At 38.7% G+C, this 261-nt stretch carries 1 protein-coding gene; it reads right to left on the bottom strand.

The features are described 5' to 3' along the window. Positions 1-261: LysE family translocator (locus tag SB660_RS21620; RefSeq protein ID WP_410584471.1), on the bottom strand; the 261-nt coding region annotated here is incomplete at both ends.

The following is a 261-nucleotide window of genomic DNA, read 5'->3' as shown; positions in this document are numbered from 1 at the left end:
AAGCCCCATTAGCAAAAACGGGAAAAATGTGCTGTTAGAACCGTCTACAAATTGCGGTAAGAACGTTAAAAAAAAGACCGCTACCTTTGGATTTGTAACATTGGTTAAGAAACCTTGTTTAAAGCAAGTTTGATGCGCATATTTGTTGTCAATTTGCGTCTCCTCATCGACAACGGATGACTGCACGGGCATCTTTTTTAACGTCCATAACGTCTTGACACCTAAGTAACATAAATAAACCGCTCCGACGTATTTTAAAAT

The sequence above is a fragment of the Bacillus sp. SIMBA_005 genome, from assembly GCF_046535585.1.
Lineage (GTDB): Bacteria > Bacillota > Bacilli > Bacillales > Bacillaceae > Bacillus > Bacillus pumilus.
The sequence above is the reverse complement of the archived record's forward strand: the minus strand, read 5'-3'. Positions and strand labels throughout refer to the sequence as shown.